This window comes from Microbulbifer mixtoriginis (SeqCode), from assembly GCF_052468275.1.
This window is the reverse complement of the sequence record NZ_CP174341.1, coordinates 122,501-143,236: the sequence shown is the minus strand read 5'-3', so window position 1 is coordinate 143,236 and position 20,736 is coordinate 122,501. Positions and strand designations below refer to the sequence as shown.

The 20,736-nt window shown below is 54.6% G+C and carries 18 protein-coding genes (1 of these 18 running past the window's edge); 8 read left to right on the top strand and 10 right to left on the bottom strand.

Annotated elements, in window-relative coordinates; genetic code table 11:
* Positions 1–10 precede the first annotated feature (10 nt).
* Both ACJJIC_RS00690 and ACJJIC_RS00685 read left to right on the top strand, forming a co-directional pair.
* On the top strand, positions 11–580 hold the full coding sequence (locus tag ACJJIC_RS00690; RefSeq protein ID WP_444903744.1) for a YajG family lipoprotein: 570 nt from the start codon (positions 11–13) through the stop codon (positions 578–580).
* Positions 581–758: 178 nt separating this feature from the next.
* Positions 759–2,513 (top strand): EAL domain-containing protein, encoded by a 1,755-nt coding sequence (locus ACJJIC_RS00685; RefSeq protein WP_444908628.1) that lies wholly within the window; start codon positions 759–761, stop codon positions 2,511–2,513.
* Positions 2,514–2,565: 52 nt separating this feature from the next.
* Here the strand turns inward: ACJJIC_RS00685 and ACJJIC_RS00680 are convergent, their stop codons facing one another.
* Positions 2,566–3,564: an adenosine kinase gene (locus tag ACJJIC_RS00680; RefSeq protein ID WP_444908629.1), complete on the bottom strand. Its 999-nt coding sequence runs from the start codon at positions 3,562–3,564 to the stop codon at positions 2,566–2,568.
* A 372-nt stretch (positions 3,565–3,936) separates the two neighbouring features.
* On the opposite strand from ACJJIC_RS00680, the gene mrcB reads away from it, so the two are divergent.
* Entirely contained in the window at positions 3,937–6,501 is a 2,565-nt protein-coding gene (mrcB, locus tag ACJJIC_RS00675; protein WP_444903746.1) for a penicillin-binding protein 1B, read from the top strand.
* A 40-nt stretch (positions 6,502–6,541) separates the two neighbouring features.
* Here the strand turns inward: mrcB and hemB are convergent, their stop codons facing one another.
* From hemB to ACJJIC_RS00640, 7 genes are all read right to left on the bottom strand, one after another.
* Positions 6,542–7,552 carry a porphobilinogen synthase gene (hemB, locus tag ACJJIC_RS00670; protein WP_444908630.1) on the bottom strand — a complete coding sequence of 337 codons (1,011 nt, stop codon included), beginning with the start codon at positions 7,550–7,552 and terminating at the stop codon, positions 6,542–6,544.
* Between the two features lie 102 nt (positions 7,553–7,654).
* Entirely contained in the window at positions 7,655–8,287 is a 633-nt protein-coding gene (locus tag ACJJIC_RS00665; RefSeq protein ID WP_444908631.1) for a GntR family transcriptional regulator, read from the bottom strand.
* Positions 8,288–8,294: 7 nt separating this feature from the next.
* Positions 8,295–9,485: a benzoate/H(+) symporter BenE family transporter gene (locus ACJJIC_RS00660; RefSeq protein WP_444908632.1), complete on the bottom strand. Its 1,191-nt coding sequence runs from the start codon at positions 9,483–9,485 to the stop codon at positions 8,295–8,297.
* Between the two features lie 164 nt (positions 9,486–9,649).
* Positions 9,650–10,933, bottom strand: coding sequence for a glutamate-1-semialdehyde 2,1-aminomutase (gene hemL / locus ACJJIC_RS00655; protein ID WP_444908633.1), 1,284 nt, complete (start codon positions 10,931–10,933; stop codon positions 9,650–9,652).
* A gap of 172 nt (positions 10,934–11,105) precedes the next feature.
* A complete protein-coding gene (gene thiD, locus ACJJIC_RS00650; RefSeq protein ID WP_252084388.1) occupies positions 11,106–11,891 on the bottom strand; it encodes a bifunctional hydroxymethylpyrimidine kinase/phosphomethylpyrimidine kinase in 786 nt (261 codons plus the stop codon).
* Between the two features lie 82 nt (positions 11,892–11,973).
* A complete protein-coding gene (gene hemJ, locus ACJJIC_RS00645) occupies positions 11,974–12,396 on the bottom strand; it encodes a protoporphyrinogen oxidase HemJ (RefSeq protein WP_252084389.1) in 423 nt (140 codons plus the stop codon).
* A 33-nt stretch (positions 12,397–12,429) separates the two neighbouring features.
* Complete coding sequence (locus ACJJIC_RS00640) at positions 12,430–14,250, bottom strand: chloride channel protein (RefSeq protein WP_444908634.1); 1,821 nt, start codon at positions 14,248–14,250, stop codon at positions 12,430–12,432.
* A 96-nt stretch (positions 14,251–14,346) separates the two neighbouring features.
* On the opposite strand from ACJJIC_RS00640, the gene argC reads away from it, so the two are divergent.
* The 4 genes from argC to erpA all read left to right on the top strand — a co-directional run bounded on the left by argC (position 14,347) and on the right by erpA (position 17,186).
* Positions 14,347–15,399 carry an N-acetyl-gamma-glutamyl-phosphate reductase gene (gene argC / locus ACJJIC_RS00635; RefSeq protein WP_444908635.1) on the top strand — a complete coding sequence of 351 codons (1,053 nt, stop codon included), beginning with the start codon at positions 14,347–14,349 and terminating at the stop codon, positions 15,397–15,399.
* 63 nt (positions 15,400–15,462) lie between these two features.
* Positions 15,463–16,194 carry a DUF6776 family protein gene (locus tag ACJJIC_RS00630; protein WP_444908636.1) on the top strand — a complete coding sequence of 244 codons (732 nt, stop codon included), beginning with the start codon at positions 15,463–15,465 and terminating at the stop codon, positions 16,192–16,194.
* A gap of 33 nt (positions 16,195–16,227) precedes the next feature.
* Entirely contained in the window at positions 16,228–16,671 is a 444-nt protein-coding gene (locus ACJJIC_RS00625; RefSeq protein WP_252084393.1) for a bactofilin family protein, read from the top strand.
* Positions 16,672–16,832: 161 nt separating this feature from the next.
* Positions 16,833–17,186, top strand: a complete 354-nt coding sequence (erpA, locus tag ACJJIC_RS00620; RefSeq protein ID WP_020411471.1) for an iron-sulfur cluster insertion protein ErpA — start codon at positions 16,833–16,835, stop codon at positions 17,184–17,186.
* Positions 17,187–17,206: 20 nt separating this feature from the next.
* Here the strand turns inward: erpA and ACJJIC_RS00615 are convergent, their stop codons facing one another.
* Positions 17,207–18,316 (bottom strand): anhydro-N-acetylmuramic acid kinase, encoded by a 1,110-nt coding sequence (locus ACJJIC_RS00615; protein WP_445357803.1) that lies wholly within the window; start codon positions 18,314–18,316, stop codon positions 17,207–17,209.
* A gap of 15 nt (positions 18,317–18,331) precedes the next feature.
* Positions 18,332–19,714: a peptidoglycan DD-metalloendopeptidase family protein gene (locus ACJJIC_RS00610; protein WP_252084395.1), complete on the bottom strand. Its 1,383-nt coding sequence runs from the start codon at positions 19,712–19,714 to the stop codon at positions 18,332–18,334.
* Positions 19,715–19,989: 275 nt separating this feature from the next.
* Here ACJJIC_RS00610 and tyrS point away from each other — a divergent pair, with 275 nt between their 5' ends.
* Positions 19,990–20,736: the 5' portion of a tyrosine--tRNA ligase gene (tyrS, locus tag ACJJIC_RS00605; RefSeq protein WP_444887943.1), read on the top strand. Its footprint extends 558 nt past the window's final position; the window shows 747 of its 1,305 coding nt (coding positions 1–747); its start codon is at positions 19,990–19,992; its stop codon lies beyond the right edge, outside the window.

Below are 20,736 nucleotides of genomic sequence, written 5' to 3'. Positions count from 1 at the left end.
GGTAAGAAAAATGAAGAAGTTATTGTTATGGGTGGGGTCTCTGGTCGTGGCTGGGTGTGCTCACAGCCCACTGCAAATCCAATTGTATCCACAGGTTCAGGTGGCTCCCGAATCCATTGGTTCGGGCTATAGCCTCAATGTTCGCGGTGTTAATGAACTATCCGGTGGGGGGCTCGGTTCTCTCGGCGGAGTCTATGCAGACACATCTCAGGTGAGTATTGCCAACGATGCAGGTAGTGCTATCGCCGCAGGGTTGAGCCAGGGTTTTGCCAATTGGTCATTCCGTATCACCGACTCGGCACCTGAGGTGCAGGTGACGGCGAAGTTGGTGAAGCTAACGTATAACAGCCCCAGTCAGGTTTACACCACCCAGGTGGATACCTCTGCTGAGATTCACTTGGAGGTTAAAGTGGGCCATGCCACCTATTTTGGAACTTACAGTTCCTCTGGCAAAGACCGCAATCTGATTAAGCCCAGCCGCGAAGAGGTGGAAAGCCGGGTAAATGGCCTGCTGAGTGCGACTATGCAGCGGGTATTCGAAGATGAGAAACTGAAAAAATTCTTGCGCGCAAATCTTTGAATGTGCAATTTAGGGATCTACTGAAGTGAGCCGGCTGGAGGCTGGATAATTGAATACAATCGGCGATTTTGGGCGATGATAAGGCTATTTTTAGCCATTTCTTGCGGTGAGATGCCTACAAGGGCTGCGCCAGCCACCCTTTTCCAGGGATATTTCGGTTTCCACTGGGAGTGTGGCTGTGGCCTTATTTGACACTCAATCCGCCGAATACCTCGGTTTGTTGGGGGAGCTGGAGGCTCAACTCAAACCCTGTGAGCAGATCAGCCTACAGGCCGCTGAGGCGGCGCTGGGGGAGATTGCCGATGGAGTGATCGTCACCGATCCCCGCGGTATTGTGCAATATGCCAATCCGTTGGTCAGTGAGATGAGTGGTGACCTGGTTGGACTCCTGCCTGGTCAGCCTGTGAACGAGGGCCTGCGGCTTCGCGATAGTCAGGGCACCCTGTTGCCTGCGCTGATACCAGACTCCCCTTCTCACGAAGTACCCAGCGTGCGGGAGGTTCGCGCCTTTATTTGGAGACTCGGGGAAAACCGTCCACCGCTGGAAGTCTCTGTGCAGGTGATGGCTTTGTGGGATGCCGGCACATTAAAAAATTATGTGTTGGTCTTGCGGGATACTTCTGCTGCCCGACGAGTGTCTACTCGCCTGAGCTGGCAGACCAGCCACGATGCGTTAACCCGCTTACCCAATCGACAGTATTTCGAGAGCGAATTGCAAAAGCTCCTGTCACAGTGCGTCGATAAGCGTCAGCATCATGTACTCCTATACTTGGATGTCTATCAATTCAAAGTAATCAACGACACGCTGGGTTTTGTCGCCGGTGACCAGTTGCTGGTGCAACTGGTTGCACTGCTACAGAAGGGCTTATCTGGGGCTGATTTGTTTGCACGTGTGGGCAGTGATGAGTTCGCCATTTTGCTGCGGGATTGCACCCTTGAAGAGGGCGGGCGCGTGGTTGCGCGTCTGCGCGAATCTGTTCAGGAATTCAGCTTCCACTGGCAGGGTAATGATAGCCGTGTAGCGATATCAATTGGGGTGGTGGGTGTGGACCGATTCACCCCCAGTGCCAGCCAGCTGCTGGCAACCGCCAATGATGCCTGCTGCTCAGCCAGGGATCAGGGGCGCAACCGGATAAAGTTGTTTGGAGATTCGCGCAAGGCGTTGGAAAAGCGTCGTGAGTCCACTTGGGTTGCAGAAATTCACGCTGCCCTGCGAGAGGATCGCTTGATCCTCTATCGGCAGCCTGTGGTCTCCCTAAAAGGGGAGCGCCAGATTCATCACTATGAAATTCTGGTACGCATGCGCGGGCGGGATGGAGGGGTGATCTCGCCGGGCTTGTTCCTACCCGCAGCGGAGCGCTATGGCCTAATTGAGGAGGTAGATCGTTGGGTTATTCAGCGCGTGTTCCGTTATATGGCCCAGGAGCAACTGATCGGTATTGCTACGGCCAGCTATGCCATCAATATTTCCGGTATCAGCCTGGGCGATGATACGTTTGCAGACTTTGTACTTGCATCAATGAGTGAGGAGGGGGTAACGCCTTCAAGGGTACAGTTTGAGATTACCGAGACCAGTGCCATCAACAACCTTGAAAGGGCTCTGATTTTTATCCACAAGCTGCGCGCTGCGGGCTGTAGTTTTGCCCTGGACGACTTTGGCCGCGGAGTTTCTTCGCTGGCTTACCTGCGTCAGTTACCGGTGGACTTCCTCAAAATCGACGGGAGCTTTGTGCGCAATATGCTTGAGGATGAGATCGACAGCGCGATGGTCAGTACCATTGATCACCTGGCAAAGCGTATGGGGATCAGCACTATCGCCGAGTATGTCGAGAGCCCCGAACTGATGGATAAACTCTGTCGTATGGGGGTGGATTACGCCCAGGGCTTCGGTATTGCTGCCGCTTCGGAATTGCCCGATATTGGTGAGCCCTAAGGTTTAAAGCTGAGCGGCCGGTAAAGGCCGCTCTCAATCTCTACCGCTGACTTCAGATAACCGCTGCCAATAGTTCTGGATGTTGTTCTGCTTGTAGTCGTGGACCGTATTGGCTGACTACCTGTGCGGCGGCGCGGCAGGCGAGTTCGCCGGCCTCGGCAAAGCCCATCTCCCGGTTGACCGCATACAGAAATGCGCCTGCGAACATATCGCCGGCACCGTTGGTGTCTATTGCGCGCACCTGCGGACTGGCAACTCGGTACTGCTTGCTGCCATCCCACAGTAGCGCACCATCGGCGCCCAGAGTGATGGCAAAGCTGCGGCAGTAATCGCTCATTGCTTCTGCCGCGGCATCCAGTGAGTCGGTGCCGGTGAAGCCCAGTGCCTCATCGCGATTGCAGAACAGCATATCTACGCCGCCGCCAATCATTTCTCGCAAGCCCTCGCCAAAGAATTGCACCATAGCCGGGTCTGAAAGGCTCAGCGCGGTTTTCACACCTGCCTGCTGGGCCTGTTCACGCAGAGTGATAGCTGCGCGGCGCCCAGTTTCGGAGGAGACCAGATAACCTTCGATATAGGCCCACTTGGAGGCTTTCAGGGCTTCGCTATCCAGTTCGGCTACCGAGAGTTGCTCGCTGATACCCAGGTAGGTATTCATACTGCGCTCGGCATCGGGGGTAATCATTACCAGGCACTTACCGGTAGTGCCGCCATCTGCTTGCTGCAAAGTGGTTGGATAGTCAACGCCAGCGGCGCTGAGGTTGCTGCGATAGAAATCTCCGTTATCGTCGGCGGCAACTTTGCAGGAATAGAAAGTGTTCAGGCCAAAATAGCTGGCGGCGATAACTGTATTGGCACCAGAGCCACCACAGGCGCGTTTGGCGGTGATCATGTGGTCCCGAAGGTCGTCTACCAGCTGTTTCTGCCGGGCATCGTCCACTAGGGTCATAATCCCCTTTTCAACACCGAGCTCCGCAAGATCCTTGTCGGATACCTCAATTTCCGTGTCCAAGAGGGCGGCGCCGATGCCGTAGAGATCATATTGCTGCATATCCATCCTTTTCGGGCGATTTGTATAGATTTCCGCCGCATTATGGCTGTGATTATGGCAAGTGCAAGGTGGTTGGTTTGACTTAAAGCGGTCAGCGTTTATAAAGGCGTCATATGCCTCAATATGAACTTATAGGAGGCAATTGCGGTCAATCCTCGAACAGGTACTTTGTGTGCTTGTGGTATGACTACCGGGATACTCAGCCCGGATTCTGGCGGTTCACGGATGTTCCCCAAGGCGCCGGTTCAGGCGTCTACGGCAAGATACCAGCGGAGCTGCCACCTGCTGGTGTCCTGCCTGTGATAGTGATGAGGCTCCTGAAGATCCCCACTGTCTAGAGATGTACCGAGATGGCAGCTGGAAAACTCTTATATGGCCTCGACGAAACGCCGGCGCAGTAAAGCGTCAAAACCGAAAAGACGCTACCGCTGGTTAAAGTTCTTATTCCTGCTGGCCCTGGTGGGGGCAATGGCCCTTGCCGGCTATATGGCATACCTCGACGTACAGCTGCGGGAGCGTCTCGATAGCCGCCAGTACCAGTTGCCGGCGCGGGTTTTTGCGCGCCCTCTGGTACTGCGCGAAGGCATGGCAATGCACCCTGATGAGCTGGAAAGCGAGTTTGCCGCCCTCAACTACCGCAAACAAAAGACTCTGACGGAACCTGGCGCCTGGACACACGAGGGGATGAATTACCGGGTCTGGCGCCGGGACTTTATTCATGCCGATGGCCGTGAGCCGGCGGCTATGGTTACTTTCCGCCTGCGTAACGATGAAATTGACAACCTGCGCAATGAAGATGGGCAGCGTATCGCCGAGTTCCGCCTGGATGCCGCTAATATCGGTTCATTGCTGGGGGGCGGAGACGATCGCAATCCGGTGCGTTTCAAGGATATCCCGCCGTTGGTGGCGAATACCCTGATAGCGGTGGAAGACCAAGACTTCCTCAACCACTTCGGCATCTCTCCGCGAGGTATTGCCCGCGCTATGGTGGCGAATATCAAGGCAGGGCGCCTGGTGCAGGGCGGCTCAACCATTACTCAGCAGCTGGTTAAGAATATCTTTTTCGACCATAAGCCGAGCCTGCAGCGCAAGATCAATGAAGCCTTGATGGCGGTATTGATGGAGATACACTACGACAAGGGTTATATCCTGCAGGAGTACATCAATGAGGTGTGGTTGGGCCAGCAGGGAGCCAGAGGTATTTATGGCTTTGGCCTGGCCTCGGAGTTCTATTTCCAACAGCCGCTGGATACTCTGGAGCCCCATCAGGTCGCCCTGCTAGTGGGGCTGGCCAAGGGTGCCTCTTACTACAACCCTTGGCGCCATCCCCAGCGCGCATTGAAGCGTCGCAACACCGTTCTGGAACTGATGCGCGAGCAGGGCCTGATTACCCAGGCAGAGTTTGAGAACTACTCCGCCAAACCACTGGGTGTGGTGAAAGGCGGTGTAACCGCACAGAATCCCTACCCGGCCTTTACTGAGCGCCTGCTCTCAGAGCTGCGTCCTTATTACTCCTACGAGGAGCTGCGCACCACCGGTTTGCGGGTTTATACAACCCTTGCGCCTTCGGTACAGAAACTCGCGGAAGAGTCCATCAGTCAAGGCGTACAGAAGTTGGAGAAAGATCGCAAAATTAAGGCGAATACTCTTCAGGCTGCTACGGTATTGCTAGATAACAACACGGGTAATGTGTTGGCCATGGTGGGAGACCGCGATCCGGATTATCCCGGCTTCAATCGAGCCCTGGAGGCGCGCCGCCAGGTGGGTTCTCTGATCAAACCGGCGGTCTTCTTAACTGCCTTGGAGCGTCCCGAAGAGTACAACCTAGCTACCTTGATCGACGATGCGCCAGTGCGAATTGAGGAAGCCGATGGCGATGTATGGATGCCGCAGAACTTCGATAAGCTCGCCCACGGTCAGGTGCCTCTCTATGTCGCCTTGGCCAAGTCTTACAATCTGGCTACTGCCCATCTGGGGCTCGATCTGGGACTGCAGAATGTGCGTCAGACAATTCGACGCCTGGGTGTAGATACTAGTCTGCCGCATGTGCCTGCAATGTTGTTAGGCGCAGTGGAGATGACGCCATTTGAGGTAGCTGGCATGTATCAGACCATCGCCAATAATGGCGAGACGGTGCAACCGCGCACCTTGATGGCTGTATCCGATGCACAGGGAGGGCGGGTACAGCACTTCCGCCCGCGCACTAATCGTGGTGTCGATCCGGTGCCCGCCTACTTGTTGCGCTGGGGGCTGGAGCAGGCGATGCGCGAAGGCACTGGGCGCAGGTCGGCCAAGCGTCTGCCCAGTAGTGTGCCCTTTGCCGGTAAGACGGGTACTACCAACAATAACCGCGACAGCTGGTTTGCAGGGTTTTCCCCTGAGGTTACCGCCGTGGTGTGGCTTGGGCGCGATGACAACGTACGCACCCGTCTAACCGGTTCTACCGGAGCTCTGCCGATCTGGACTGAAATCATGCGCAAGTTGCCCCATCAGCATGGTCCTGTCGAGGCACCGCGGGGTGTTGAGTTCAAAGAGGTGAATGCGCGCGGGCAGTTTATGGACCCGGATTACTGTCGGGGCGGCTATGAGATTCCCTTCTCCTACGAAACCCACTTGCAACCTGCGCCTGAATGTCGCGGGCGCGACCGCTGGCGCTGGTTCCGCAACCTGTTTGGCAATGAGCGGTCCGAGGCGGCTCCAAGGGAACAGATGACACCGGGTTGGGGCAATGATACAGAGCGGCGCCAATATGAAAGTGAGCGCCGCCATCAAATGCGAGAGCAGTTGCGCCGTGATGATGCGGAGACATTGGGTGGGGATTCCAGTCTGGAGCCTTTGGAGCTCCCTCGCGGACAGTCCACAGAGGTGGACTACCGAGGTGTCCCCGTTGAGGAGGCCCAGCCGGTGGGCCCCGCGCTGGAAGACCAATGGCCCTGAACCGGTGGCGCGGCGCAGGCCGCGCAAAATTTACAAGGGTTCAGCCCTGCAGTAGCTGTGCGGCCTCCTCGGCAAAATAGGTGAGGATTCCGTCCGCGCCCGCGCGCTTAAACGCCAATAGGGATTCGAGAATTACCGCCTCGCGCTGCAGCCAGCCATTTTCAAACGCGGCGCAATGCATGGCGTACTCGCCGCTTACCTGGTAGGCAAAAGTGGGTACTCGCAGCTCTTCTTTCACCCGGCGCACGATATCCAAATAGGGCATACCGGGCTTCACCATCACCATATCCGCACCCTCTTGCAGGTCTAGGGCGCACTCGTGTAAGGCTTCATCGGAATTGGCGGGGTCCATCTGGTAACTGGCTTTGCTGCCCCCCTTGAGGTTACTGGCGGAGCCGACAGCATCGCGGAAGGGGCCGTAGTAGGCGGAGGCGTATTTGGCAGCATAGGACATGATCAGGGTATTGCTGTGCCCGGCGCCTTCAAGTGCTGTACGAATAGCGCCGATACGGCCGTCCATCATGTCTGACGGCGCCACCATATCTGCGCCGGCTGCGGCATGGGAGAGGGCCTGCTGTACCAGTACCTCAACCGTCTCATCATTGATGATATAGCCGCTGTGATCCATCAAGCCATCCTGACCGTGGCTGGTGAACGGGTCCAGGGCCACATCGGTAATAACCCCTAACTCCGGCACGGCATTCTTCAATTCCCGCACGGCACGTTGGGCCAGGCCATTGGCATCGTGGGCAGCGCTGGCGCAGTCGGATTTCACCGAGGGGTCCACTACAGGAAACAGCGCGACGGCGGGAATACCGAGCTGTTGCAGGGACTTGGCCTTATTGGCCAACAGGTCCACACTGAGGCGCTCGACGCCGGGCATCGAAGCCACCCTCTGAGTTTCGCTGCGCCCCTCGATGACAAACAGGGGCAGGATCAGGTCGTCGCAGCTGAGCTGATTCTCCCTCACCAGTCGACGGGAAAAATCCTGCGCGCGCAGGCGGCGCAAGCGGGTGTTGGGGTAGGCTCCGCGGCCGAGATTTTGACTCATAGGGAATTACTCCGGCTATCGATAAGGCCGCAGCAATCCCGCGACCGCAATTGGCGGCCATCATATCAAATTGCCGCCACCGGTGATTTCCCTCAACTTGCTTTAGAGGCTGTTTGGCGTGGTGTGAAGAAAGGACACCAATTGCTTGCCGGCGGTTTCGATATGCGTGGCTAGCAGGGCTGCCGCTTCCTGTTCCTTCTTTTGTTGTAGGGCCTCGAGAATTGCGTAATGCTCTTTCTGGCTGGTGTTTTGGTAGTCCAGGCTGCGAGATTGGTAACCAATATAGCGCTCACATTGTCTGTGCAGATGCTCCACAGTAGCGAAAAGGGTGGGGCGCTCTGCGGCGAGGTAGATAGTGGCGTGAAATTGCCAGTTAAGACTGCCGATCTGCTCGGCTGAGAGGTTGGGGTTCCCCTCCATGGTATCGAGAATGTCTCGTGCCCGACCGATAATTTCCCCGGTGAGTTTTTTTTGTGCAAAGGTCTGTATTAGAGGTTCCAGACGCATACGTATCAGGTACAGATCTTCTACTTCCAACGGATCGAACTCGGGTACAGCGACACCCCGCTTGCCGTGGGGCGATAGCCAGCCTTCATTTTTCAACCGCTGCAAGGCGTCCCTTATGGGAATACGACTGACCTCGTAGAACTCGGCCAATTCAGCCTGCTTCAATGCTTGGCCTGCGGGAAAACGTCCCCGCTGTAAATCGGCTTTGATTTTCTCGTAAAGGTTCATTGGCCCTTTATTTATTATCCTGTTTGAAAAACCAATAACAGCCCAGTCCGCCGACCAGGCCCCAAAAAGCAGCGCCTATGCCCAAGAAGCTGATGCCTGAAGCGCTGACAAGAAAGGTGATTAGCGCCGCCTCACGGTTTTCTGTATCTGCGGTAGCACTCGCTAGGCAGTTGCCTAGTGTCCCAAGCAGCGCCAGGCCAGCCAGGCCGGCTATGAGTGCCTTGGGGAAATTACTGAATAATGCCACTACGGTGGCGCCGGATAATCCTACCAGAAGATAGAAGAAGCCCGCGGCAATCCCGGCCGTATAGCGTTTGTCTGGGTTGGGGTGTGCTTCGGGTCCGGTACAAATTGCCCCGGTAATCGACGCCAGGGTCAGGGTGAAGCCGCCGAAAGGAGTGAGAAGCAGGTTGGTTAATCCTGTTCCGCTGATCAGTGGAGAAACTGGCACTCGTTGGTAACCACTGGCGGCCAGGGTTGCAGCCCCTGGGAGATATTGAGAAGTCATTGTGACGATAAACAACGGGATGCCGACGCTGATTAGGGTTGAGAGTTTGAATTCCGGTGTAACCCAAATGGGCTTCGCAGCCTGCCAGTGAATCTGGTCAGGTGCGAACAATTGCAGTTTCCAGCAGACAGCCACCCCACAAGCGAGTACCAAAATAATGGCGTAACGGGGTATCCAGCGCCGCCCGATGAAATAGGCCAACAACATCGCACCCACTAGTACAGGCTGGGATTGCAATGAGGTGAAAGTAGCGAGGCCGAACTGGAGCAATATGCCCGCCAGCATGGCGCCGGCAATTGGGCCGGGTACTAGCCTGGCTACTCGTTCGAAGGCTCCGGAGAGGCCTACTACAAGGGTCAGCATAGCGCTAAAAAAAAATGCACCGATGGCCTCAGCAATTGGGATACCGCTGAGGCTGGTTGCTAGTAATGCTGCGCCGGGAGTCGACCATGCAGTAACAATCGGTGCGCGGTAATACCAGGAGAAGAAGATACCGGAGAGCCCCATCCCCAATCCCAGAGCACCGATCCAGGAAGCAATCATCGCCTCGTCTGCGCCGGCTGTACGGGCTGCTTCAAACACAATGGCTGCGGAGCTGGTTACGGCGACCAGCACGGCGATAAAGCCAGCGCTGATCGTGGACAGGCTGGTATCGGAAAGCAAGCTTCTCAAAATGTATACCTTTTTCATTTTGTATACATTTTTGATCACTAATAACAAAAGAACAACGTTTCTGCGACAAAGCGTTGATCTACAGTGCTTGGGGGCCGTTGATCTACAGTGCTTGGGGGCCGTTGTGATACTGGGAGAGCGTACAGGCACCCACCCTGCGATGGATGCCTGAGAGAGAAGGGCTAGTCGAGCCGGGCGAAGACGCGTTCTGCGGCAGCGATAGTCTCTTCGATATCCTCGTCGCTATGGGCGGCGGACATAAACCCGGCCTCATAGGAAGCGGGTGCCAGGTATACGCCTTCCTCAAGCATTCCGTGGAAGAATTGATTAAAGCGCTCGTTATTACAGGCCATTACCTGCTGGTAATTGGTGACTTGGGGTTCTTCGGTAAAGAAGAATCCGAACATACTGCCGGCTTTATTGGCGGTGATAGGAATACCGGCCTTTTTACTTGCGGCCAAGATACCTTCTACCAGACGATCTGTTCTGGCTACTAAAGGCTCATAGAAGCCGGCTTCCTCCACTAAACGTAAAGTTTCTAGGCCCGCAACCATGGCCACGGGATTGCCGGATAAAGTGCCGGCCTGATAAACCGGTCCCAGGGGGGCGATTTGCTCCATAATTTCGCGTTTTCCACCGAAGGCGCCTACCGGCATGCCTCCGCCGATAACCTTACCTAGGGTGGTCAGGTCCGCCTCGATACCGAAGTGGCCCTGGGCTCCGGTAAGGCTTACACGGAAGCCCGTCATTACTTCATCGAGAATCAGCAGGGCGCCGTGCTGGTCGCAGACTTCGCGCAATGTCTCGAGGAAACCGGGGACTGGAGGAATACAGTTCATATTGCCGGCAACGGGTTCCACGATAATACAGGCAATTTGGTCGCCAATTTCATCGAAGCAGGCGCGCACGCCGTCAGCATCGTTATAGCTCAGGGTAATTGTGTGGTCGGCCAGGGCGGAAGGAACACCGGGAGAGGAGGGCACGCCCATGGTTAGGGCTCCAGAGCCGGCTTTGACCAGTAGTGAGTCGGAATGACCGTGGTAGCAGCCCTCAAATTTCACAATTTTATCGCGCCCGGTGAAGCCGCGAGCGAGGCGGATAGCGCTCATGGTGGCTTCGGTACCGGAGTTGACGAAGCGCACCAGGTCCATATTGGGCCACAAGCGGCAGAGCTCTTCGGCAAGCTCGGTTTCCAGCTCGGTGGGGGCACCGAAGCTGAGGCCTGACTGGGCCTGCTCCACAACCGCTTCAATCACTTCCGGGTGTGCATGACCCAGCACCATCGGGCCCCAGGACTGTACATAGTCGATATAACGCTTATCGTCCGCATCGAAGAGGTAGGCGCCTTCGGCGCGACGGATAAACAGAGGGGTGCCGCCCACAGCGCGGAAAGCGCGCACCGGTGAGTTAACGCCGCCGGGGATAAATTGCTGGGCTTCAGCAAAGAGCTGCTCGGATTTACTCATAGAATTCATTCAGAAATTGCGAAAAAGGCCAAGAGTCAGCGGCCATTATCAGGGTGTGAAGCTCTAAGGACAATGCGTGAAGAGTCAGGGCGCAGTAGGGGAGGCTGGCTGGTAAGTCGCACCGACCTTAGTGTCGGTGCGGATCCTATTGTGCAATGAGGAGGGAAGTGCCCTAGCGTTCACACCAGAATAAGCGGTTGGGAATCGGCCGTCCCATCCCCAGACGACGGCTGTCGCGGATGGCGCTCCAGGCGTATTGCTGGCTGCGGCTCACTGTCTCGGTGATGGTCAGGCCGTGGGCGATATGACAGGCGATGGCGGTGGCGAGGGTGCCGCAGACCCCATAGGCTGCAGGTGGCAACCGCTCCCAGTGGAATTCACGGATCAGGCCGCGTTCATCGTAGAGGCGATTCTGCAGTTGTTGCTCATGCGGTACTCCGGTGAGGAGCAGGTAGCGACAACCGCTTTCCAACAATTCCTGGGCCATAGCATCATGGGTGTCGGCCTCTACTGCCATGGCGCGCGCCTCACGGCGGTTGGGGCAGACCATGGTGGCATATGGCAATAACAGAGAGGTCATGGCCTCCCAGAGAGGCGGGGCCAGTACACTCTCTTTATCGGCCAGGGTGGCATCTGGGTCGATAATGACTGGAACGTCCGGGTAGTCGCGCAGCACGCTGTGCAATGCCCGCACATTTTCCACCGAACCGAGATAGCCAACCTTGATAGCCGCTATCGGCATATCTTCAAGGACCGTGCGGGCCTGCTCAATTAAAAGGCTGTCATCCACTGGCGCTACGCCGAGCAGTTCCCCGGTATTGCAAACGCTGATGGCGGAGACGACGGAGGCTGCATGGCAGCCCAAACTGACGGCCGTTTCTGTATCTGCGCCTATTCCTGCGCTGCCACTGGGGTCGTGGTGGGTGACGGTCAAAATAATGGGCTGCGGTGTATCCATAAAAGATCTACATGACTGCCAATTGCTGTGCGCCTAATTTTAGTTCCTGTAAGCCCCACATAAAGAATGATTTTGCGCCAAATTAAAATGGCTTCACGACGGCTAAAATTACAATGGCGAATAGAGCCACTGTTGGAACCTCATTAAAGATACGGAAGTAACGCCCGCTGCGGGTATTGGTGCCCTGGGCGAACTTACGAACGTAGGCGCCACACATATGATGATAGGCCAGGAGCAATACAACGAAGGTGAGTTTCGCGTGCATCCAGCCGGCTGAGGTGTAGTAGCTGGGATTCAAGCTGTACAGCCAAATACCCAGGCCGACGGTGGCGAGCATGGCCGGAATGGCGATCCCCCGATACAGTCGCCGTTCCATGATGCAGAAACGATCGCGGCTAAGGGCGTCGGTAGCATCTACGTGGTAGACGAAAAGACGCGGTAAATAAAACAGCGCGGCAAACCAACATACCATGGCAATAATGTGAAAAGCCTTGATCCACAACATGGAATATCCCCTCAAAAATAAAAACGGAAACGATTATTTCCGGTAAAAGTTATCGATCTGTAGCGGCAGAATAATGCCCGCGATGCGATTGTCCAGAGAACCGCTCTGATGGCGGCTGATGTAGAGAGCGTCGGCACCGGTTTTTTTCAGTTCCTGCTGGGCCTCCAACATAGTGGCCCGCCAATTTAATTCCGCCATTTGTTTGCGCTCACCGGGAATTTTTAACAAATCAATAGTTGCTGCTTTTTCCCCGATTTTTTGTTCGTGCTCAACAAGAGACTCTTCACTTCCCTCCTCTCCACTGCCCTGGAGGAATGTAGCCAAGTCAGCGGCGCGTAAGAGTTCAGGCGGTTTTTCATTAGATAGGTCGATCAATATCCATTGGGGGTGTTGTGCGATGTAACTCTGTGCCTGCTCTACAGTAATTTCCTGTTGAGCAACAATAAAACGCCGATCCATTTGACTTGCAACACCCACACCACTGAGCATCTGCTGACGCCAGGTTGGGGTGCCGGCCTTGTCTAATGCACGCAGTGTCTCCAGGTAAATTCCCTGGGTGCCGAAAAATTGTCGACTGATCAAGGTGGCCACCACGATCATCATCATGCCGGGGAACAGCACATTGGGGTTGTAGGTCAATTCGAGAATAGCGAGTAGAGCGGCGAGGGGTGCGTTGAGCATGGCAGCCATCATTGCTGCCATACCCACCATGGCGTAAAAGCCAGGGCTCGCGGTGTGCTCACCCAGCCACATATTGGCAAGGCCGCCGGCGATGCCACCGAGACAGGCACCGAGGATCAGGCTGGGTCCAATGACGCCTCCGGGAATACCCAACCCGGACCCCAGAGCGGTGGCAACCAGCTTGGCCGCAACAATAACCACCAAAGTGTTTACGCCCAACTCTCCCAGCATGGCCATTTGCAATGTGTCGTAGCCCCCACCGAGAATTTCTGGGACCCAGATTCCGATGGTGCCTGTCACCAGGCCGACCACTAAAAAACGCAATAGTGGGGATCGATTATTCTGCTTGGTGAGTTTGCGGTGGGCCAGTATGAAAAGTGCAGCCAGAAAGCCGATAGCCAGTGCACACAAAAATAAAATTGGCAATTCGGCCAGGGAGTTGAGATGGATTGCCGGCACATTAAAGTCTGGTTCGCGTCCAAAAGTGAGCTGGGTGATTGCGCTCCCAGTTACCGCCGCCAACATAACCGGTAAAAAACCGGCCACGGAATATTCCAGCATTACCACTTCCATAGCGAATACCACACCGGCCAGGGGGGTGTTGAAAGAAGCGGCAATCGCGGCGGCAACACCACAACCGAGCAGGTTGCGCGCAGAATTATTGGGTAGTCGCAGTGTACGGGCTAACCAGCTACCGCTGGCGGCACCCAGATGTACGGCTGGGCCTTCTCGCCCGACCGAATGCCCGCTAATTAGGGCGATGGCACCGGCGAAAAATTGCAGTATTGCGTTGGATATCGGCATATTGCCCTGGTGGTTATAGAGACGGTCGAGCACATGCACTACACCGACGTCGTAGCGCTTGGGACTGAGCACCAGGTAAATAACCCCGATGAGTAGAGAGCCGATTATCGGTAGGGCAAACCGCCACTGTGGCGGCAACGACTCATAATTTTGGGGGACTGAAAGAAAAAAAGTTGTCGGCCACTCCATAGCAAAACGGAATAACACTGTGACTCCACCGGCGAGTGCTCCGGTAATCAAAGCCATGCCAAGCAGTGGTGCCAGGGCTTCCCGGGCAGAGAGTTGCAGGCGGATCTGTTCCAGGCCGTTTGTCTTTGGTAAGTAACGGCTCAGGGTGCTTTTAAGTGAAATCCTGGGGCGCTGTGACACCGCACATCCTTCAAGGTCCGGGGCTTGTGTTAGAGTGCTTGGCTGATTTTATGATTATCGTCTCAATTGACGAATTTATCGGGAGAGTTTTGCAAGGTGATTAAGGTAGCAATTGTCGGAGGCACCGGCTACACGGGAGTGGAACTGCTGCGGATTTTGGCGACACATCCTCAGGTAAAGGTAACCGCAATCACCTCACGATCCCTGAAGGGCACACCTGTCGCAGAATTATTTCCCAGTCTGCGTGGTCATTATGACCTGGCTTTTTGTGAACCGAATGTTGAGCAGCTGGCTAGCTGTGATCTTGTATTTTTTGCGACTCCCCATGGAGTTGCACAAGCGCAGGTGCCGGCGCTGATTGAACGCGGCGTGCGGGTGGTCGACCTCTCCGCTGATTTTCGTCTCAAGGACATTCCCTCCTGGGAAGCCTGGTACGGTCAGCAGCACGCAGCTCCGGCCTTGGCCAAGGAGGCGGTTTACGGGTTACCCGAAGTCAACCGCGCCGATATTGCAGCTGCGCAGCTGGTGGCTTGTCCCGGTTGCTATCCCACTGCGATTCAGTTGGGCTGGATCCCTCTAGTGGAAGCGGGGGTAGTGGAACCATCAGAACTGATTGCCAGTGCGGCCAGTGGTGCTAGTGGTGCCGGGCGTCAGGCCAAGACCGATCTAATTCTGGCGGAAAATAGCGATAACTTCCGCGCTTACTCCGCTGCGGGCCATCGCCATTTACCAGAGATTGAGCAGGGGTTGCGGAATATACAACCACTCGGTGCCAACCCGATAAAGGTGACATTTGTGCCGCACCTACTTCCTATGGTCAGGGGCATCCACGCCACACTTTTTGCTAAAACCAGCTCCTCAGCGAGCCTGTCGGCAAGTGAATTGCAGATGCTATTTGAGCAGCGTTACAAAGATGAGCCCTTTGTGGATGTACTGCCGGCTGGAAGTCACCCTCAAACCCGTAGTGTGCGCGGAACAAATATGTGCAGGATTTCCGTGATGCAGCCTCAGGATCGGGATACCCTGGTGGTAATGTCGGTGATCGACAATCTTGCCAAGGGCGCCTCGGCTCAGGCGGTCCAAAATATGAACATTATGTTTGGCTTAACTGAGACGTTGGGCTTGGAGAGCCCTGCGCTGCTGCCTTAAAATCAAAAAATTACGACAACCGGCAACTCCGGTTTGGCCCCAGCGAATTTTATGGAGCTCAAAGTGAAAGGCAGCAAGCAGTACCGTATGAAAGTGGTGCCTCATCGCCCCTTCTCCGGCGTGATTGCCGTAGGTGGAGTCACCTTGTTGGTTTTGGTCACCGCTGCTGGCTCTTATTTTGCGGGCCAATACCATCTACGTAAAAACCTCGATGAAAAGACTCTGGAGTACACCCGGGTGCTGGAGAAACTCGTGGCGCTTAATAGCGAGAATGAAGCGTTGCGCCTGCGTGCAGCTACCGCCGAGCAGTCTTTGGTAATCGGTGAGCAGGCCAGTGAAGCGGTGCGAACTGAGTTGGTGCAGAAAGAGAGTCAGATTGCCGAGCTGAAGCAGGAAATCTCTTTTTATCGAGGGGTCATGGCGCCAGCAGAAGGAGGGGAAGGGGTTTCAATTGGACGTTTTATTCTCTCCCAGACTGCTGATGCGCGCAGCTATCAGTACAAGCTGCAAGTGCAGCAGTCGGCAGCGCGCCGCAATGTAATCAAGGGGGCTGCCACTTTTACAGTTGTGGGTCGTCAAGATGGTGAGCCAATGCGCTACGCCCTCAAAGACTTATCGGAGCAGGTGGATACAGAGTCTATACCGCTGCGTTTTAAATATTTTCAGAACATTGAGGGTGAGTTGAGCCTACCGGAAGGATTTATTCCAGAGGGTGTGGAGCTGTCGCTCAAATCCAGTGGGCGCACGGGTTTCAATATTGAACAGCGCTACGGCTGGTTGGTACAGAAAAGCTAGCATTGATGCCAAAGGCATGAGGTTTTAGGGATTATGTTAAGAAAAAAAGAGAAGCACGTAACTATGGCCAGCACCGGTAGTAACCATACCACTCTGATCGCGCGCCAGACGGAAGTCACTGGCGATATACACTTTCGAGGTAACCTGGTAATCGAGGGCAAAGTAAAGGGCAATGTTTCCGCTCATAGCGACAGCGATGCCCGCTTACAGATTGTCGAGGGTGGCGTTATAGAGGGAGAAATCCGTGTGCCCCAGGTGGTCATCAATGGTAATGTGAGTGGAGATGTATTCGCTGCCCGCCATTTGGAATTGGCGTCCAAGGCGATGGTAGAGGGCAATGTACACTACAAGTTGATTGAGATGATGAAAGGTGCCCAGGTCAATGGCGCCTTGGTTTCCAATGCCGACCTCAGTTCTGCGGGTGAGCCCCCTATGATTGGGTATTCCGAAGACGAGACGGTGATAGAAGCCTCTTAAACTAAACCGTAAATTACTGCCCCAGTTCTCACTGATGCTGGGGTCTGTTGTGCCAAATACTTGACTGATTTGCTGGGTTTAAGCAAGATGACGCCCCCGAGGCTGTGCTCAGTATGGTTTTTATACGAGCTGCGAACGTCCCGATGAGTTGAGAGAGACTTATGTCAGAAGCTGTATCCTTTTCTCCTGCACCACTAGTGGTCACCGATAAAGCGGTGGCTAAGGTCAAGAGCCTGTTGGAAGAGGAGGGCAACCCGGAATTAAAGCTCAGGGTCTTTGTAACCGGTGGCGGCTGCTCTGGATTCCAGTACGGTTTTACCTTCGATGAACTGGTTGCCGAAGACGATGCCATTATCGAAAAGGATGGTATCCAGGTACTGGTTGATGCGATGAGCTACCCCTATTTAGTGGGTGCCAATGTGGACTACGAGGAGGGACTAGCCGGTTCCCGCTTTGTGGTGCAAAACCCCAATGCCTCTTCGACCTGTGGCTGCGGCTCATCTTTCTCAATCTGAGCCGCTCGTCAGCTAGCCGCTTAAGGGGGATAGATAGCCCCTAGCACGGCTTCTTTTTTTGCTCCGGTCACACCGGGGCAATTACCGGGCAGGCCGAGTAATGTCTGCCGTGCCAACCAAGCAAAGCCCACTGCCTCAAGCCAATCGGCATCAATACCATAGGTGCCGGTATCGGTAATCGACCAAGTGGGCAATCGCCTCTGCAACCTGGATAACAAATCTTTATTCCTGGCCCCGCCACCGCATATTAGCAACTCTCCACCATCAGCGAATGAATGCACGGCTTCAGCAATACTCGCAGCGGTAACTTCCGATAGAGTTGCCTGTACGTCTGCGGGAGCTAACTCTAGCCCAGCCAGGGCCTGTTCTAGCCAGTTGGCATTGAAAGTTTCACGCCCAGTGCTCTTGGGAGGCTCAGCGGAGAAGTAGGGGGCTGACATCAAACGATTGAGCAACTCGGGACTTACGCGTCCGCTGGCTGCCCAGCCGCCGTCCCGATCGAAAGGTTGTTTTTTGTGCAGACCTACCCAGTAATCCAGTAGGGCATTGCCGGGGCCAGTATCGTAACCACAAATGCTGCCATCGGCTTTCAGCTCGGTGATATTGGCCATGCCGCCAATATTGACAACGGCACGGTTGCCTTCGGTTTTGAATGCGGCGCGGTGGAAGGCGGGCATCAATGGTGCCCCTTGGCCTCCCAGGGCCATATCGCGTCGACGAAAATCTGCGACAGTGCTAATACCCGTCAGTGCCGCAATGGTGTTGGGGTCGCCCAACTGTAGGGTAAAGGGGGAGCTAACGGTGCCGGGTGGCCGGTGCCTGACAGTTTGTCCGTGGCTGCCGACTGCGGTGACATCGCTCGGTTCTATACCGGCACGAGCTAATAGGGTATTCGTAGCCTCGGCAAATACTTGGCCGAGCTGTCGATCCAGCTGTCCCGCACGGTCTAATTCTGAGGGACCTGGAGAGCATAGAGCGAGGATGGCACTGCGCAATGAAGGGTGGATAGGGTGGCTTAGAGCTGCCAGGATGCGCGGCTTGATTTTCTCTTCGCCGCCAAAGTCGACCAGTACCGCGTCGATAGCATCGACGCTGGTACCGGACATCAGGCCGATAAAAAGATCGGACATAAAAATAGTGCTTGTTTAGTTGTCGTCTTCGAGTTTTGCCAGGGCGGGGCCCTGATAATTTTCCAGCTTAGCCAGCAGCGGTTGGGTTTGGTTTTTAAAGCGCGTCATTTCCGCTGAGGGCACAGACTTGGCCTTGGGCAGTTTACGCACGATCGTGGCCGGGTTGCGGTGTCTGCCGTCCACCAGGAATTCATAGTGCAAGTGGGGGCCGGTGGCATAGCCAGTAGAGCCGACAGTGCCAATAACCTGGCGCTGTTTTACTCGTTGGCCTCTCTTCACTTTACGCTTTGTTAGGTGCAAATAGCGGGTAACGTAGCGTTCGCCATGCTGAATAAATACATAGTTGCCATTGGGCTTACTGTAGCCGGATGCAATGACTCGGCCGTCGCCCGTTGAGTAAACTGGAGTGCCGCGCGGAGCAGCATAATCGGTACCGTTGTGAGGACGACGCGACTTGAACACTGGATGTAGACGGCGAGGATTAAAGTGTGAGCTGATACGCACTATATCCAATGGCGTGCGAATAAACGCCTTGCGCATGCTTTTACCTTCAGGTGTGAAGTAATTGGCATCGCCACTACTATCGACATAGCGAACTGCGCTGTAAGTATTTCCCTGATTGGTAAAGCTGACGGCGAGAATAGGACCATTGCCGATTTTCTCTCCGTCGAGGAATTTTTCTTCAAACATCACACTGAAACTGTCACCTTTGCGAATATCCAGTGCGAAATCGATATCCGAACTGAAGACATCGGCCATTTCCATGATCAGGCTATCGCTCAAACCGGCATCACTACCGGCAACAAATAATGAGCTATCAATTTGTCCCTGGCGATAAGCGGGATGGCTGTCGGGTTCACGCTGGACTAAATCGTGTTGGAACCTGCTTTCTGCATCGCGGGTAAATCTGACCTGACTGAGTTGGTCTTTTTGCAGCGCTAAACCCTGCAATTTTCCATCCGCATTGACTGTAAAGGTCAATTCTTCGCCAGGATTAAGTCGCGCTAATTTTTTCGCTTCCTTGCCACTACCCAGTAGTTGATACATCTCCCCGGCGCTCACTTTGGCGCGCTTAAACAGGTCGGATAGAGTGTCACCATTACGTACGGTCAAGCTTAATGACTGTACTTTAGCCACAGCTGCTGTGGCTAATGCAATACCTTGCTCGGGAGCAACTTTCTCAACATGCACGGGTTGCTGATCGGTCACGGTCTCTTCAGTTGAAGATAAATTGACGGGAAGCGGCATTCGCTTGGCTTCCACTTCCGGCGTTGGAATAAAAACTGCCAACACCAGCACACAGGCCGCGGCACTAGCCGTGAGCGCATGTACGCGGGGAAAATGTTTGGGCAAGGCGCCTATACGGACACGGGATGTCGGTTTGCGATGATTCTGCATGGTATTAACGGGCGGCGCCGGCTGTGGTTGTTATCTGCGCTTGGAGTAATGAGTGTTTAAAAAACAGGCATTGAAGAGACTTTATAGCAAAAAAGCCGCCTGGGTTCACTGGGTAATTGACCCATATCTCCATGAATTAGTTCCTCAGCACTTATTTCATCATTTCAATGGGGCTATAAGGCCCGCTTGTATTTGCCAAAAAGTTCGGTAATGTTGCAGCGCATTTTGCCGCCGCCCGGTGGCGCTATTTTCAAGCCTAAATATGAGGGGAAAGCATGGCTGGGGTCGACATGACACTGCTTGAAGACTTGGACCGTCGCGGATTAATCAATCAGGCGACTGGTGACGGCGAACTTACGCAGCATTTGTCTGAGAGCCGAACCCTTTATTGTGGCTTTGATCCCACCGCAGACTCCCTTCATATAGGCAGTCTAGTACCATTGTTGACTTTGAAGAGGTTTCAGGCGGCAGGTCACCAACCGATTGCTTTGGTGGGCGGTGCTACCGGTTTAATCGGGGATCCGTCTTTTAAAGCCCAAGAGCGCAGTCTAAATACCCCGGATGTGGTTGCCGGCTGGGTTGAGAAGTTGAAGAACCAAGTTTCCCAGTTTATCGATTTTGACTGTGGTGAAAACAGCGCACTGGTAGCAAATAATCTGGACTGGACACGTGAGCTGAACGTGCTCGACTTTCTCCGTGACGTGGGAAAACATTTCTCTGTCAACAATATGGTGAATAAAGAATCGGTTAAGCAGCGCATTCAGAGAGAGGGAGAAGGTATCTCCTTTACTGAATTTTCCTATATGTTGCTGCAGTCCATGGATTTTTCCGAGCTGTACAAACGCAATAGTTGCACGTTGCAGATCGGCGGTTCCGACCAGTGGGGTAATATTACCGGCGGTGTTGATCTGACCCGTCGCCAGCACCGCGGTAAAGTTTATGGTTTGACCTTGCCATTAGTGACAAAGGCGGATGGTACCAAGTTTGGTAAAACGGAAAGCGGTACTATCTGGCTTGACCCC

Bases quoted from the DNA above. Each gene is read 5' to 3' on its own strand.
- ACJJIC_RS00690 (WP_444903744.1), top strand. From the start codon at position 11: ATGAAGAAGTTATTGTTATGGGTGGGGTCTCTGGTCGTGGCTGGGTGT.
- ACJJIC_RS00680 (WP_444908629.1), bottom strand. From the start codon at position 3,564: ATGCAGCAATATGATCTCTACGGCATCGGCGCCGCCCTCTTGGACACG.
- mrcB (WP_444903746.1), top strand. From the start codon at position 3,937: ATGGCCTCGACGAAACGCCGGCGCAGTAAAGCGTCAAAACCGAAAAGA.
- hemB (WP_444908630.1), bottom strand. From the start codon at position 7,552: ATGAGTCAAAATCTCGGCCGCGGAGCCTACCCCAACACCCGCTTGCGC.
- ACJJIC_RS00665 (WP_444908631.1), bottom strand. From the start codon at position 8,287: ATGAACCTTTACGAGAAAATCAAAGCCGATTTACAGCGGGGACGTTTT.
- ACJJIC_RS00660 (WP_444908632.1), bottom strand. From the start codon at position 9,485: ATGAAAAAGGTATACATTTTGAGAAGCTTGCTTTCCGATACCAGCCTG.
- hemL (WP_444908633.1), bottom strand. From the start codon at position 10,933: ATGAGTAAATCCGAGCAGCTCTTTGCTGAAGCCCAGCAATTTATCCCC.
- thiD (WP_252084388.1), bottom strand. From the start codon at position 11,891: ATGGATACACCGCAGCCCATTATTTTGACCGTCACCCACCACGACCCC.
- hemJ (WP_252084389.1), bottom strand. From the start codon at position 12,396: ATGTTGTGGATCAAGGCTTTTCACATTATTGCCATGGTATGTTGGTTT.
- ACJJIC_RS00625 (WP_252084393.1), top strand. From the start codon at position 16,228: ATGTTAAGAAAAAAAGAGAAGCACGTAACTATGGCCAGCACCGGTAGT.
- erpA (WP_020411471.1), top strand. From the start codon at position 16,833: ATGTCAGAAGCTGTATCCTTTTCTCCTGCACCACTAGTGGTCACCGAT.
- ACJJIC_RS00615 (WP_445357803.1), bottom strand. From the start codon at position 18,316: ATGTCCGATCTTTTTATCGGCCTGATGTCCGGTACCAGCGTCGATGCT.
- ACJJIC_RS00610 (WP_252084395.1), bottom strand. From the start codon at position 19,714: ATGCAGAATCATCGCAAACCGACATCCCGTGTCCGTATAGGCGCCTTG.